The organism is endosymbiont of Riftia pachyptila (vent Ph05) (assembly GCF_000224455.1).
Lineage (GTDB): Bacteria > Pseudomonadota > Gammaproteobacteria > Chromatiales > Chromatiaceae > Endoriftia > Endoriftia persephonae.
In genome coordinates this window covers 1-15,362 of sequence record NZ_AFOC01000088.1, presented here as the reverse complement: position 1 = coordinate 15,362, position 15,362 = coordinate 1, and the positions used below count along the sequence as shown (strand labels likewise).

Sequence of the window (15,362 nt, the reverse complement as noted above, 5' to 3'; positions counted from 1 at the left end):
TCGCTTTGGTCTTTAGGAGGGCTGGGCAGGGTCGTCCGGTCATCTGTTTCTAGGCCAGTGGCTCAATTGGTAGAGCAGCGGTCTCCAAAACCGCAGGTTGGGGGTTCGAGTCCCTCCTGGCCTGCCATTTTTATGGCATATCTTGTGGGTCTTACCTGTTGAATACGAACGCCAGTTCTCCTGCTGAAGGTTCTTCGTTAGATACGGTCAAGCTGCTGCTGGCGGCTGGTCTTATCGTTGCGGCGATCCTTGGTTTTTACTATTTCGATGCCCATTCTCAGTTGCTGCGTGTGCTTGGGATGCTGCTCGTGGTGGGGGTTGCGGTAGCGATCGCCTATCAGACTACGGTGGGGCGCACTGTCTGGCAGTTCGCCTCAGATTCCAAGGTCGAGGTTCGCAGGGTGGTCTGGCCAAGTCGTCAGGAGACAGTGCAGACAACCCTGATCGTCTTCGTAATGGTGCTGATTATGGGTTTTGTGCTCTGGATGTTTGACATGATGCTGGGTTGGGTGTTGCGCACCCTTACCGGAGGCTGATCATGGCGATGCGTTGGTATGTGGTGCATGCCTATTCCGGGTTCGAAGCGCAGGTTCAGCGTTCGCTGAAGGAGCGCGTCGCTCGTTTTGGAATGGAAGACAAGTTTGGCGAGGTTCTCGTGCCCACCGAAGAGGTGGTGGAGATGCGCGCCGGGCAGCAGCGCAAGAGTGAGCGGAAGTTCTTCCCGGGTTATGTGTTGGTACAGATGGAGATGACCGACGAGACCTGGCATCTGGTCAAAGATGTGCCCAAGGTGCTTGGGTTTATTGGCGGTACCGGCGATCGCCCGGCGCCAATTACCGACAAGGAAGCCGATGCGATTCTGCAGCGTGTGCAGGAGGGGGTCGAGAAGCCGCGTCCGAAGGTGCTGTTTGAGCCGGGTGAGGTGGTGCGTGTTGTTGATGGTCCCTTCAATGATTTCAGTGGCGTGGTTGAGGAAGTCGACTACGAAAAAAGCCGCCTCAAGGTTTCTGTTCTGATCTTTGGGCGCTCCACTCCTGTGGATTTGGAGTTCGGGCAGGTCGAAAAGGGCTGACGTCTTTTTGGGTTTTGTGTTGTGGGGCATGGTTGTGAGTTGGATGGCAACTTCGCTGCGACTCATGACAACTCCGCGCGCGAAATTCACTACTCAAATTTATGTAGGGGAGCCTGGATGAGAGTTCCGGGCGCTTGCACCCATAGTGAGGTAAATCATGGCTAAAAAAATCGAAGCTTATATCAAGCTTCAGGTTGCCGCAGGTGAGGCAAACCCGAGTCCTCCGGTTGGTCCGGCTCTGGGCCAGCACGGCGTTAACATCATGGAGTTCTGTAAGGCGTTTAACGCCAAGACTCAGTCCATGGAAAAGGGGATGCCGATCCCCGTGGTGATCACGGTCTATAATGATCGTTCCTTTACCTTTATCACCAAAACGCCACCGGCATCCGTGCTGTTGAAGAAGGCTGCAGGGCTCGCCAAAGGCAGCGCCACCCCGAATAGCGTCAAGGTTGGTAAGGTGAATCGCGAGCAGCTTGAAGAGATCGCCAAGACCAAGATGCCCGATCTGACCGCAGCGGATATGGATGCGGCCGTGCGTACCATCGCCGGTAGTGCCCGTGCGATGGGTCTTGATGTGGAGGGGGTCTAACTCATGGCAAAGTTAAGCAAGCGCGCGAAGATGATTCGTGAGAAGGTCGAGGCCGGCAGGCTCTATGCTGCAGATGAGGCGTTCTCCCTGCTGCAAGAGGTCTCCTCGGTCAAGTTTAAAGAGGCCGTCGATGTCAGCGTCAATCTGGGTGTCGATCCGCGTAAGTCCGACCAGGTAGTGCGTGGTTCCACAGTGTTGCCCCATGGTACCGGTAAGACAGTGCGGGTTGCTGTATTTACCCAGGGCGCCAATGCAGATGCCGCCAAAGAGGCGGGCGCCGATATTGTCGGTATGGAAGACCTGGCAGAGCAGATTAAGGGCGGCATGATGGATTTCGATGTGGTGGTGGCCAGTCCCGACGCGATGCGCGTGGTCGGTCAGTTGGGTCAGATCCTCGGTCCGCGCGGTCTGATGCCAAACCCGAAGGTTGGAACCGTGACCCCCAATGTTGCTGAGGCTGTGAACAATGCCAAGGCGGGTCAGGTGCGTTACCGCACCGATAAAGCGGGAATCATCCACTGCACGATCGGCAAGGTAGATTTTGATGGCGATAAGCTGAAGCAGAACCTTGAGGCACTGCTGGGTGACTTGGTGAAAGCTAAGCCAAGCGCCGCCAAGGGTGTCTACATGAAGAAGATTACCGTCTCCTCGACCATGGGTCCGGGGGTGACGGTGGACCAGGCCAGTCTGACTTTCTAATTGGTTTGGCGGGGCGTTCGCAGTGCGGACGCCTCACAGCAAGCTTTGGGGTGCCGCGAAAGCGGTGCCGTCAAAGACCGCAGGTGTGCCGCAAGGTGCTTAATCAAAGCCTGCGCAGGCGGAGCACCCCGAATCAGGATTTCTCCTGATGACGGTGCGCGTTTAAGTGCGATGTGTTAAGCATCGTTTATGTGTAAACAGGAGCGGTTAGCCGCTCCTAGTTGTCAGGAGGTGACGACTTTGGCACTCAATCTCGAGCAGAAAAAAGTCATCGTCGCCGAGGTCAATGACGTAGCAAACAGTGCCTTGTCCGCTGTTGCCGCAGAGTACCGGGGCCTGACCGTCGAAGAGATGACCGAGTTGCGCAAACAGGCGCGCGACAATGGTGTTTACCTTCGCGTGGTCAAGAACAGTCTCGCAAAGCGTGCAGTGGAAGGTACCGAATTCGAATGCATGCAGGAAGGTCTGACGGGTCCGTTAGTCCTTGCCTTCTCGCAGGAGGATCCGGGTGCTGCAGCTCGCGTCATTAAGGACTTTGCCAAGGAGCATGCGCGTCTTGAGGTGAAGCTGGTTTCCATCGGTGGTCAGTTGTTGGCTGCCTCTGAGCTGGAGACCCTCGCCAAGATGCCGACCTACGACCAGGCTATCAGCATGCTGATGGCGGTCATGAAGGCTCCGGTAGAGAAGCTGGCCCGCACCATGAAAGAGGTGCCCGGCAAGCTGGTCCGGACTGTTGCGGCAATCAAGGACGCCAAAGAGGCGGCCTGATCGACTTATCGTTATTACAACTTTTGTGCTATTCAATTTTAGGAGTTAACCAATGGCCGTTTCTAAAGAAGAGATCCTAGAGGCTATTGCCGAGATGTCCGTGATGGACGTCGTTTCGCTGATCGAAGCGATGGAAGAGAAGTTCGGCGTGACTGCTGCTGCCGCTGTTGCAGCTGCCCCCGCTGCAGCTGGTGAAGCTGCCGCAGCCGAAGAGAAGACCGAGTTCGACGTGGTGCTGACCGACTTCGGCGGCAACAAAATCGCTGTGATCAAGGCTGTGCGTGCTATGACCGGTCTGGGTCTGAAGGAAGCAAAAGCAGCTGTAGAAGGCGTGCCTACCACGCTGAAGGAAGCCGTCTCCAAGGAGGAGGCTGAAGAAGCAGTTAAGCAGATTGAAGAGGCAGGCGCCACGGCAGAGATTAAATAATTCTGCTTGTATTAGTCTGCAACGAGCCGGGCAAGGGCTGGTGGTGTAATGCCACCGGCCTTTTCCCGCTTGTCGGCGTGATCCTCAACGCAGGGTCGACAGGAAGTCAAACAGGCGAATGCCAATATGAGCTCAGTCGGATCATGAGCCCGGTATCGCATCATTCATTTAGCCTAAGACACTGAGGGCGGCAGCATGGCCTATTCTTTCACCGAGAAAAAGCGTATCCGCAAAGACTTCGGTAAGCGCACTAGTATTCTCGACGTCCCGTTTCTGCTTGCGACGCAGATCGAATCCTTCCGTGACTTTCTCCAGCAGGGTGTACCGCTGGAAAAGCGTAAGGATGTTGGCTTGCATGCCGCTTTTAAATCAGTATTACCGATTGTCAGTTACTCTGGCAATGCAGTGCTGGAGTATGTGAACTACCGTTTGGGTGAGCCGGTCTTCGATGTCCGCGAGTGTCAACTGCGCGGCACCACCTATGCTGCCCCTCTTCGGGTTCTGGTTCGGCTGGTGATCTACGATAAGGAGGCGCCGGCGGGTTCCAATGTGGTCAAGGATATCCGCGAGCAAGAGGTCTACATGGGTGAAATGCCCCTGATGACCGACACGGGTACCTTTGTCATCAACGGAACCGAGCGGGTTATCGTCTCCCAGTTGCATCGTTCCCCGGGTGTCTTCTTCGACCATGACAAGGGCAAGACCCACTCCTCGGGCAAGCTGCTGTTTTCCGCGCGGGTGATTCCCTACCGTGGCTCCTGGCTCGACTTCGAGTTCGATCCAAAGGATAACGTGTTTGTGCGCATCGATCGCCGTCGCAAGCTGCCTGCGACTGTTCTGTTGCGCGCGCTCGGTTACGATACCGAGCAGATACTCGGGATGTTTTTCGAGACCGACACCTTCAGCCTGACCAAGCGCACAGTGAAAGTTAATCTGGTGCCCGAACGGCTGCGCGGTGAGACTGTCTCCTTCGACATCAAGGTGGGTGATGAGGTCATCGTGGAAGCGGGGCGTCGTATCACTGCACGTCATATCCGCCAGCTAGATAAGGCTGGTGTCAGCAAGCTCGATGTGACTCGCGAATACATGGTCGGGCGCACCCTGGCCCATAATGTGGTCGACAAGGAGACAGGTGAGCTGCTTGCCGACGCCAATACTGAGATCACCGATGAGATGATGGATCTGCTGGTCGAGAAGGGCGTGAAGAAGATCCAGACCATCTTCACCAACGACCTCGATCACGGCCCTTTCATCTCCGATACTTTGCGTATCGATTCCACCAGTAACGAACTGGAGGCACAGGTGGAGATCTACCGGATGATGCGTCCGGGTGAGCCGCCGACCAAAGAGGCGGCGCAGAATCTGTTCAATAATCTCTTTTTCACTGCCGAACGCTACGATCTCTCCGCAGTAGGCCGCATGAAATTTAACCGTCGCCTGGGCCGCGAGGAGTCGGTGGGTGAAGGCGTGTTGTCGAAAGAAGATATCAGCGATGTGCTGAAGGAGCTGATCAACATCCGCAACGGTAATGGTGTGGTGGATGACATTGATCACCTCGGCAACCGCCGTATTCGTTGTGTTGGCGAGATGGCGGAGAACCAGTTTCGTGTTGGCCTGGTGCGCGTTGAACGTGCAGTCAAGGAGCGCCTGACCCAGGCGGAGTCGGAAGGCTTGATGCCGCAGGAGCTGATCAATGCCAAGCCGGTCTCGGCAGCGGTCAAAGAGTTCTTCGGTTCCAGCCAGCTCTCCCAGTTTATGGACCAGAATAACCCGCTCTCCGAGGTCACCCACAAAAGGCGTGTCTCGGCACTGGGTCCGGGCGGCTTGGCCCGCGAGCGTGCCGGCTTCGAAGTTCGCGACGTGCACCCGACCCACTACGGCCGAGTCTGCCCGATCGAGACCCCGGAAGGCCCCAACATCGGTTTGATCAACTCGTTGGCGGTCTATGCCCGAACCAATAAATACGGTTTTCTCGAGACCCCTTACCGCAAGGTGGTGGGCGGCAAGGTGACTGATCAGATCGACTATCTCTCGGCTATCGAAGAGGGGCGTTATGTCATCGCTCAGGCCAGCGCATCGACCGATGCAGAGGGCAATCTGACCGATGATTTGGTCTCTTCCCGTCATCAGAATGAGTTCACCCTCTCCGTTGCGGACAAGGTGCAGTACATCGACGTCTCGCCCAAGCAGATCGTCTCGGTGGCGGCCTCGATGATTCCGTTTCTGGAGCACGATGATGCCAACCGCGCCTTGATGGGGTCCAACATGCAGCGCCAGGCGGTGCCGACCCTGCGTGCAGAAAAGCCCTTGGTGGGTACCGGTATGGAGCGCACTGTGGCGGTTGATTCCGGTGTGACCGTGGTGGCCAAGCGTGGCGGTGAGATTGAGACTGTCGATGCAGCGCGCATCGTGGTGCGGGTCAATGATGACGAGACTGAGGCGGGTGAGTCGGGTGTCGACATTTACAACCTTACCAAGTACACCCGCTCCAACCAGAACACCTGCATCAACCAACGGCCATTGGTGAAAGTGGGCAACACGATCGCCCGCGGTGACGTGTTGGCCGACGGCCCCTCCACCGACATGGGCGAGCTGGCTCTGGGCCAGAACCTGCGCGTCGCCTTCATGCCCTGGAACGGCTACAACTTCGAGGACTCGATCTTGATCTCCGAGCGGGTTGTCGAAGAGGATCGCTTTACCTCGATCCATATTGAAGAGCTCACCTGCATGGCCCGCGACACCAAACTGGGCCCGGAGGAGATCACTGGTGATATCCCCAATGTGGGCGAGGCGGCACTCTCCAAGCTGGATGAGTCGGGCATCGTCTACATCGGCGCCGAGGTGAAAGAGGGTGACATCCTGGTCGGCAAGGTCACGCCCAAGGGCGAGAGCCAGCTGACCCCGGAAGAGAAGCTGTTGCGGGCGATCTTTGGCGAGAAGGCCTCAGACGTGAAGGACACCTCCCTGCGCGTCTCTTCCGGCGTGGTTGGTACGGTTATCGATGTGCAGGTCTTCACCCGTGACGGAGTGGAGAAGGACGCCCGCGCCCTGTCTATCGAAGAGATGGAAATGGCGAGTGTGCGCAAGGATCTTGACGACCAGCTGCGTATCATGGAGGAGGATACCTTCCAGCGTGTTGAGCGGATGCTGCTTGGCAAGATCGCCGAGGGTGGCCCGAACCAGCTCAAGGCGGGGGCCAAGGTCACCAAGTCCTACCTCGCTGATCTGGATCGCGATAAGTGGTTGGAGATCCGTCTGCGCAATGAAGAGGCGGTGGCGCAGCTTGAAGCGATCGCAGAACAGATCAAGGCGCAGCGTGAGCTGTTCCGTGAAAAATTCGAGGAGAAGAAGCGCAAGCTCACTTCCGGCGATGATCTCGCTCCCGGCGTGCTGAAGATGGTCAAGGTCTATGTGGCACTGAAGCGCCGCATTCAGCCCGGTGACAAGATGGCGGGGCGCCATGGTAACAAGGGTGTTATCTCTAACGTGGTGCCGGTGGAGGATATGCCGTTCGATGAGCACGGCGAGCCGGTCGATATCGTGCTCAATCCGCTGGGTGTGCCCTCGCGCATGAACGTTGGTCAGGTGCTGGAGACCCATCTCGGCTTCGCCGCCAAAGGGGTCGGGCGCAAGATCGGCGCGATGCTGCAGGCCCAGGCGAAGGTCGCCGAGCTGCGTGAGTTCCTCGATAAGGTCTACAACACCAGCGGCAAGCGTGAAGATCTCGACTCCCTCACCGATGAAGAGGTGGTGACGCTATGTGGCAACCTCCGCGAAGGCGTGCCGATGGCCACACCGGTCTTCGATGGTGCCCACGAGTCTGAGATCCACCACATGCTGGAGCTGGGCGGACTGCCGCAGAGCGGTCAGCTGACCCTGTTCGATGGTCGTACCGGCGACGCCTTCGAGCGTCAGGTCACGGTTGGTTACATGTACATGCTGAAGCTCAACCATCTGGTGGACGACAAGATGCATGCCCGCTCCACTGGTCCCTACAGCCTGGTTACTCAGCAGCCGCTGGGTGGTAAGGCGCAGTTCGGTGGTCAGCGCTTCGGTGAGATGGAGGTTTGGGCGTTGGAAGCCTATGGCGCCGCCTACACCCTGCAAGAGATGCTCACGGTCAAGTCCGACGACGTCAATGGCCGTACCCGCATGTATAAGAATATTGTCGACGGCAATCATCAGATGGAAGCGGGAATGCCGGAATCGTTCAATGTGTTGGTCAAGGAGATCCGCTCCCTCGCCATTAACATTGAACTGGAACAGGACTAATACGGAGTCACTACCTTGAAAGATCTTCTGAACATTCTGAAGCAGCAGGGGCAGACTGAGGAATTCGATGCAATTCGCATCGGTTTGGCCTCCCCTGACATGATCCGGTCCTGGTCCTATGGCGAAGTAAAGAAGCCAGAGACCATCAACTACCGCACCTTCAAGCCGGAGCGCGATGGCCTGTTTTGCGCCAAGATTTTCGGCCCGGTGAGTGACTATGAGTGCCTGTGCGGCAAGTACAAGCGTCTCAAGCACCGTGGCGTGGTGTGTGAGAAGTGCGGCGTTGAAGTGACCCTGGCCAAGGTGCGCCGCGAGCGCATGGGCCACATCGAGCTGGCCAGTCCGGTGGCGCACATCTGGTTCCTCAAGTCGTTGCCGTCGCGTATCGGCCTGCTGATGGACATGACGCTACGCGATATCGAGCGGGTGCTCTACTTTGAGTCGTTCGTCGTGGTTGACCCCGGCATGACGCCGCTGGAGCGCAGTCAGCTGCTAACCGATGAGCAGTATCTGGAGGCGCTTGAGGAGAACGGCGATGAATTTGATGCGCGCATGGGCGCCGAGGCGGTCTATGAGCTGCTCAAGACCATCGACATCCCGGAGGAGATCAAGCGTCTGCGGGAGGATATCGAGGGCACCAATTCCGAGACCAAGATCAAGAAGTTTACCAAGCGGCTGAAGCTGCTGGAGTCGCTCAATCAGTCTGGCAATCGCCCCGAGTGGATGGTGATGACCGTGCTGCCAGTGTTGCCGCCGGAGCTGCGTCCGCTGGTGCCGCTGGATGGTGGTCGGTTTGCCACCTCCGATCTAAACGATCTCTACCGTCGGGTGATCAACCGCAACAATCGTCTGAAGCGGCTGCTTGATCTGAATGCCCCCGATATCATCGTGCGCAACGAGAAGCGCATGTTGCAGGAGTCGGTGGATGCGCTGCTCGACAACGGTCGCCGCGGACGCGCCATTACCGGCACCAACCGCCGTCCGCTGAAGTCGCTGGCCGACATGATCAAGGGCAAGCAGGGGCGCTTTCGTCAGAATCTGTTGGGTAAACGTGTCGACTATTCCGGGCGTTCGGTCATCGTGGTCGGCCCGACCCTCAAGCTGCATCAGTGCGGCCTGCCGAAGAAGATGGCGCTGGAACTATTCAAGCCGTTTATCTTCTCCAAGCTGCAGCTGCGTGGCCTGGCTACCACCATCAAGGCAGCGAAGAAGCTGGTAGAGCGCGGCACCACCGAGGTCTGGGATATCCTCGAAGAGGTGATCCGCGAGCACCCGGTGATGCTTAATCGCGCACCAACCTTGCACCGTCTCGGCATCCAGGCGTTTGAGCCGGTGCTGGTGGAGGGTAAGGCGATCAACCTGCATCCGCTGGTTTGTACCGCCTTCAATGCTGACTTCGATGGCGACCAGATGGCGGTGCATGTGCCACTCTCGCTGGAGGCGCAGCTCGAGGCGCGCAGCCTGATGATGGCGACCAACAACATCCTCTCTCCGGCCAACGGCGACCCGATCATCGTGCCTTCTCAGGACGTGGTACTGGGGCTCTACTTCATGACCCGCGAGCGGGTCAACGCCAAGGGCGAGGGCATGGCCTTCGCCGATATCGAAGAGGCCAAGCGTGCCTACGATGCTGGTCAGGCCGACCTGCAGGCGCGGGTCAAGGTGCGTATCCGTGAGGTCGAGATCGGCGAGGATGGCAGTCGTCGTGAAAAATATTCGATCGTCGATAGCACGGTTGGTCGGGCTATCGTATTTGAGATCGTGCCCGACGGGCTGCCCTTCTCGCTGGTGGATCAGCCGATGGGTAAGAAGGCGATCTCTAACCTGATCAATGCCTCCTATCGTCGCCTCGGTCTGAAAGACACCGTGGTGTTCGCCGACCAGTTGATGTACATGGGTTTCCGTTTCGCAACTCGGGCCGCGGTCTCTTTCTGCGCCAATGATATGGTGGTGCCGGAGGAGAAGAGCGAGATCCTGGCGCGGGCGGAGGAGGAGGTCAAGGAGATCGAGAATCAGTACATCTCCGGTCTGGTGACCAACGGCGAGCGCTACAACAAGGTGGTGGATATCTGGTCCCACACCAATGACCAGGTGGCCAAGGCGATGATGGCCAAGCTCGGCAAGCGGAAGGTCACCGATCATGAGGGCAACGAGGTTGAGCAGGACTCCTTCAACTCGGTCTACATGATGGCGGACTCTGGCGCGCGTGGTTCCGCTGCCCAGATTCGCCAGCTGGCGGGTATGCGAGGCCTGATGGCCAAGCCCGACGGCTCGATCATTGAGACGCCGATCACCGCCAACTTCCGTGAGGGGCTCGACGTACTGCAGTACTTCATCTCCACCCATGGCGCACGTAAGGGTCTGGCCGACACCGCGCTGAAGACGGCTAACTCCGGTTACCTGACGCGTCGACTGGTCGATGTGGCGCAGGACATGGTGGTGTTGGAGGAAGATTGCGGCACCGAAGAGGGGCTGGTGATGCAGCCGATCATCGAAGGCGGTGATGTGGTCGAACCGTTGCGCGAGCGTATCCTCGGACGCGTAACCGCCGTCGATCTCTACCGCCCCGGCAGCGATGAGCTGGTCTGCGAAGCCGGCACACTGCTCGATGAGGAGTGGGTTGATACCCTGGAGCGGGTTGGTATTGACCAGGTAGTGGTGCGTTCTGCCATCACCTGCAAGGCCCGGGTCGGTGTCTGTGCCCAGTGTTATGGTCGAGATCTGGCGCGAGGTCACCGGGTGAATCAGGGTGAGGCGGTTGGTGTTATCGCTGCCCAGTCGATCGGCGAGCCCGGCACCCAGCTAACCATGCGTACCTTCCATATCGGTGGCGCCGCGTCACGTTCTGCGGCAGTCAACAATGTTCAGGTGAAGACCGGCGGTACTGTACGGCTGCACAACATCAAGACGGTCAAGCATGCGGCAGGGCACTTGGTGGCGACATCACGCTCCGGTGAGCTGACCGTGGTTGATGAGGTAGGGCGTGAGCGCGAGCGCTACAAGGTGCCCTACGGTGCAACCCTGCAGGTGGCCGACGAGTCGCCGGTGGAAGGCGGTCAGATCGTCGCCAACTGGGATCCGCATACTCACCCGGTTATTACCGAGGTGGAGGGCACCCTGGTGTTTGTCGACTTCGTCGACGGCGTCACCGTGCAGAGTCAGGTGGACGATGTCACGGGCCTTAGCTCGCTGGTGGTCATAGATCCAAAGCAGCGGCCTGCGGCGGGCAAGGATATCCGTCCGATGGTGAAACTGGTTGATGCCGAAGGCAATGACCTGAATATCGCTGGCACCGACATCCCTGCCCACTACTTTCTGCCGTCTGAGGCGATTATCGGTGTGCAGGATGGTGCCGCAGTGGGCGTTGGTGACGTGTTGGCGCGTATTCCCGCAGGAGTCATCCAAGACCCGTGATATCACGGGTGGTTTGCCGCGTGTTGCAGATCTGTTCGAGGCGCGCAAGCCGAAGGATCAGGCGATCCTCGCCGAAGCTACCGGTACCGTCAGTTTTGGTAAGGACACCAAGGGCAAGCAGCGTTTGGTGGTGACCGATTCGGAAGGCGAACAGCATGAAGAGCTGATTCCGAAATGGCGGCACGTCAACGTGTTTGAAGGTGAGCATGTGGTGAAGGGCGATGTGATCTCCGACGGCGAGCTCAATTCGCACGACATCCTGCGCTTGAAGGGCGTAACTGACCTTGCCGAATATCTGGTCAAGGAGATTCAGGACGTCTACCGGCTGCAGGGCGTGAAGATCAACGACAAGCACATCGAAGTGATCATCCGCCAGATGCTGCGTAAGGTCGAGGTCGTCAGTTCGGGCGACAGCAAATACCTCAAGGGCGAGCAGGTGGAAAAGGCTTCTCTGTTGGAGGAGGCGGAGCAGCTGCGTAAAGATGGCAAGCATCCAGCGCTCTATGAGCCGCTCCTGCTGGGCATCACCAAGGCTTCGCTGGCAACCGAGTCCTTCATCTCGGCGGCCTCCTTCCAGGAGACCACGCGAGTGCTGACTGAGGCGGCGGTGCGTGGCTCCAGCGATAGCCTTAATGGGCTTAAGGAGAACGTCATTGTTGGTCGTTTGATTCCGGCAGGTACCGGCCTCTCCTATCACAAGGATCGCCGTCGTAAGCGGATGGAGGCGACGATGGAGGAGGAGAGTAAGCCTGAGCTGGTGGTGGAAGAGGTGGAGCAGGCCTTTAAGGAGGCGCTGAACACCCCGGAAGTGGAGTAATCAGCACCTCTTTTGGCCGGCTTGAGCAGGCTTTCTTTGCTGAAGCTTGACAAGCGTGCTAACGGTGCATAGAATGCGCCGTCTTTGTGACAGGTCGGCCTCTGCCGGCCTGTCGCTTCTGACGCGCTAACTCATCGCGGATGCGGTGGTTGGGGCGAAGTTAATTGCCAGAGAATTCGATCGTTCCGGTGCTGTGAATGCGGCCGGTGGGTGTCGGCTTCTCCTTTGTTTTTGTGATATGCAAGTGTCAACGTCCTTGGAGACGGAGTAGATGGCGACGATTAACCAGCTGGTGCGTAAGCCCAGAAAACGGAAAGTCCAGAAGAGTAATGTGCCGGCCCTGGAGGCGTGTCCGCAGCGCCGTGGTGTGTGTACGCGTGTTTATACCACTACGCCAAAAAAGCCGAACTCGGCGTTGCGTAAGGTGGCTCGCGTACGCCTCACCAATGGCTACGAGGTAACTACCTACATCGGTGGTGAGGGTCACAACCTGCAGGAGCACTCGGTGGTGCTGATTCGTGGTGGTCGTGTTAAGGACCTTCCCGGTGTGCGTTATCACGTGGTGCGCGGCAGTCTCGATACCTCCGGTGTTGAGAGTCGACGTCAGGGTCGTTCCAAGTATGGTGCCAAGCGGCCCAAAAGCTAAACAGCTGAATTTTGAGTTGAGATAGAGCAATGCCAAGAAGACGAGTAGCAGCCAAGCGCGAGACCCTTCCTGATCCGAAGTTCGGAAGTGAACTGCTGGCGAAGTTCATCAACATGGTGATGGTTGATGGCAAGAAATCGGTCGCCGAGAAGATTCTCTACGGCGCGCTCGATCAGATGTCTGAGAAGCGTGGTGGTGAGCCTCTGGATGTGCTGGAGATGGCGCTGGAGAATGTTCGTCCTGCGGTTGAGGTTAAGTCCCGCCGCGTTGGTGGTGCGACCTATCAGGTTCCGGTGGAAGTGCGTCCGAGTCGACGTAATTCGCTGGCGATGCGTTGGCTGATCGATGCGGCACGCAAACGCTCTGAGAAGTCGATGGCTCGGCGTCTCGCGGGGGAGTTGGTGGATGCTTCTGAAAATAAGGGTGCCGCGGTGAAGAAGCGCGATGACACTCATCGTATGGCTGAGGCAAACAAGGCGTTCTCGCACTATCGCTGGTAAGCAGAACTTTTTCTGCTCGCTCTTTTACAAACAGGTCTTATTGTGGCACGGAAAACTCCAATCGAGCGTTATCGCAATATTGGCATCATGGCGCACATTGATGCTGGTAAGACGACGACGACCGAGCGCGTCCTATACTACACCGGTGTTTCGCACAAGATCGGTGAAGTGCATGATGGCGCGGCCACAATGGACTGGATGGAGCAGGAGCAGGAGCGCGGGATAACCATTACCTCTGCAGCCACTACCTGCTTCTGGCGCGGTATGGCTCGGCAGTTTGATGAGCACCGCATTAACATTATTGATACCCCTGGGCACGTTGATTTTACCATTGAGGTGGAGCGCTCTTTAAGGGTGCTGGACGGCGCGGTGTTTGTGCTCTGCGCGGTCGGTGGGGTGGAGCCGCAGTCAGAGACGGTCTGGCGGCAGGCGAATAAATACCACGTACCCCGGATGGCGTTCGTCAACAAGATGGATCGCATGGGGGCAGACTTCTTTCGTGTCGTCGGGCAGCTTGGAAAGCGTCTTGGCGCGAATCCGGTGCCGATCCAGGTGCCGATCGGGGCGGAAGAGGGCTTCGAAGGTCTGGTCGACCTGATCAAGATGAAGTCGATCGTCTGGAGCGAGGATAACATGGGTGTGGATTTCACCTATGCGGCGATTCCGGATGATCTCATCGATACCTGCAATGAGTGTCGCGAGCGGATGGTTGAGGCGGCTGCCGAGGCCAACGAAGAGTTGACGGAGAGATACCTGGAGCAGGGTGATCTCTCTGAAGCGGATGTCATTGAAGGGCTGCGACTGCGCACCCTAAGTCTGGAGATCGTTCCAGTCACGCTGGGGTCCGCATTCAAGAACAAAGGTGTTCAGGCGGTGCTCGATAAAGTAATCGAGTTGATGCCCTCGCCGCTCGACGTGCCAGCCATTCGTGGCGTGTTGGATGATGGCGAGACCGAGGAAGAGCGCCACGCATCGGATGATGAGCCGTTTGCGGCGCTGGCCTTCAAAATTGCAACCGATCCCTTTGTTGGATCGCTGACCTTTTTCCGGGTCTATTCTGGGGTGCTGAAGTCTGGTGATAGTGTCTTCAATCCGGTAAAGGGAAAGAAGGAACGCATCGGCCGCATCCTGCAGATGCACGCCAACTCCCGTGAGGAGATAAAAGAGGTGCGCGCCGGCGATATTGCGGCAGCAGTCGGCCTCAAGCAGGTTACCACGGGCGATACCCTGTGTGATCTCAAGCAGGTGGTCACTCTCGAGCGCATGGAATTTCCTGAACCGGTGATCGCGGTGGCCGTGGAGCCCCGCACCAAGGCAGACCAAGAGAAAATGGGTGTCGCGCTGTCGAAGCTGGCGCAGGAAGATCCCTCGTTTCGCGTCTCCACTGATGAAGAGTCGGGCCAGACGATTATTGCCGGGATGGGTGAGCTGCACCTCGATATCATCGTCGATCGCATGAAGCGCGAGTTCAAGGTCGAAGCGAATGTTGGTGCGCCGCAGGTCGCTTATCGCGAAACCATTCGCAGTGCGGTCGAGCAGGAGGGCAAGTTCGTGCGGCAGTCGGGCGGACGTGGGCAATATGGTCATGTCTATCTGCGTGTCGAGCCGCGTGAGTCTGGTGCTGGCTACGAGTTTGTAAACGAGATCGTCGGTGGTTCGGTGCCGCGTGAATACATTCCGGCCGTCGATAAAGGCGTGCAAGAGGCGATGGAGAATGGTGTAATAGCCGGCTATCCGATGGTCGACATCAAAGTCACCTTGTATGACGGATCCTACCACGACGTTGACTCCAGCGAGATGGCGTTTAAGATTGCCGGCTCGATGTGCCTGCGTGAGGCGGTGCAAAATGCCAAGCCTGTACTGCTAGAGCCTGTCATGCAGGTCGAGGTGGTGACGCCGGAAGAGTACATGGGTGATGTGATGGGCGATCTCAATAGTCGTCGTGGCATCGTTCATGGCATGGAGGATGGGGGCGCCGGCAAACAGATCAAGGCCGAGGTGCCGTTGGGCGAGATGTTCGGTTATGCGACCGACCTGCGCTCAGCCACCCAGGGGCGGGCGACCTACAGTATGGAATTCGCCAAGTATGCAGAGGTGCCGGCTAACGTCGCCGACGCCGTGATTAAGAAACAGTAACCGGGTATAGGGGTAAGAACTG

At 57.8% G+C, this 15,362-nt stretch carries 10 protein-coding genes, 1 tRNA gene and 1 pseudogene; all 12 read left to right on the top strand.

The genetic code is table 11. The annotated features are described in order from the left end of the window. Positions 1-51 precede the first annotated feature (51 nt). The 12 genes and pseudogenes from RIFP1SYM_RS12865 to fusA all read left to right on the top strand — a co-directional run bounded on the left by RIFP1SYM_RS12865 (position 52) and on the right by fusA (position 15,340). Positions 52-127: transfer RNA gene (locus RIFP1SYM_RS12865), tRNA-Trp, on the top strand. Between the two features lie 31 nt (positions 128-158). Then, entirely contained in the window at positions 159-536 is a 378-nt protein-coding gene (gene secE, locus RIFP1SYM_RS12860) for a preprotein translocase subunit SecE (protein WP_005965402.1), read from the top strand. Between the two features lie 2 nt (positions 537-538). Further along, on the top strand, positions 539-1,072 hold the full coding sequence (gene nusG / locus RIFP1SYM_RS12855) for a transcription termination/antitermination protein NusG (RefSeq protein WP_005965401.1): 534 nt from the start codon (positions 539-541) through the stop codon (positions 1,070-1,072). Between the two features lie 157 nt (positions 1,073-1,229). Next, complete coding sequence (gene rplK / locus RIFP1SYM_RS12850; RefSeq protein ID WP_005965399.1) at positions 1,230-1,661, top strand: 50S ribosomal protein L11; 432 nt, start codon at positions 1,230-1,232, stop codon at positions 1,659-1,661. Between the two features lie 3 nt (positions 1,662-1,664). After that, positions 1,665-2,360: a 50S ribosomal protein L1 gene (gene rplA / locus RIFP1SYM_RS12845; protein ID WP_005965398.1), complete on the top strand. Its 696-nt coding sequence runs from the start codon at positions 1,665-1,667 to the stop codon at positions 2,358-2,360. A 240-nt stretch (positions 2,361-2,600) separates the two neighbouring features. After that, complete coding sequence (rplJ, locus tag RIFP1SYM_RS12840) at positions 2,601-3,128, top strand: 50S ribosomal protein L10 (protein ID WP_006475793.1); 528 nt, start codon at positions 2,601-2,603, stop codon at positions 3,126-3,128. 52 nt (positions 3,129-3,180) lie between these two features. After that, on the top strand, positions 3,181-3,555 hold the full coding sequence (gene rplL, locus RIFP1SYM_RS12835; protein WP_005965396.1) for a 50S ribosomal protein L7/L12: 375 nt from the start codon (positions 3,181-3,183) through the stop codon (positions 3,553-3,555). Positions 3,556-3,750: 195 nt separating this feature from the next. Further along, on the top strand, positions 3,751-7,827 hold the full coding sequence (rpoB, locus tag RIFP1SYM_RS12830; protein WP_005965394.1) for a DNA-directed RNA polymerase subunit beta: 4,077 nt from the start codon (positions 3,751-3,753) through the stop codon (positions 7,825-7,827). A 15-nt stretch (positions 7,828-7,842) separates the two neighbouring features. Further along, a pseudogene (rpoC, locus tag RIFP1SYM_RS12825) lies at positions 7,843-12,058 on the top strand (DNA-directed RNA polymerase subunit beta'). A gap of 271 nt (positions 12,059-12,329) precedes the next feature. Then, positions 12,330-12,704: a 30S ribosomal protein S12 gene (rpsL, locus tag RIFP1SYM_RS12820; protein WP_005965391.1), complete on the top strand. Its 375-nt coding sequence runs from the start codon at positions 12,330-12,332 to the stop codon at positions 12,702-12,704. A gap of 29 nt (positions 12,705-12,733) precedes the next feature. Beyond that, positions 12,734-13,204 carry a 30S ribosomal protein S7 gene (rpsG, locus tag RIFP1SYM_RS12815; RefSeq protein WP_005965390.1) on the top strand — a complete coding sequence of 157 codons (471 nt, stop codon included), beginning with the start codon at positions 12,734-12,736 and terminating at the stop codon, positions 13,202-13,204. Positions 13,205-13,246: 42 nt separating this feature from the next. After that, entirely contained in the window at positions 13,247-15,340 is a 2,094-nt protein-coding gene (gene fusA, locus RIFP1SYM_RS12810) for an elongation factor G (RefSeq protein ID WP_005965389.1), read from the top strand. Positions 15,341-15,362: the final 22 nt, after the last annotated feature.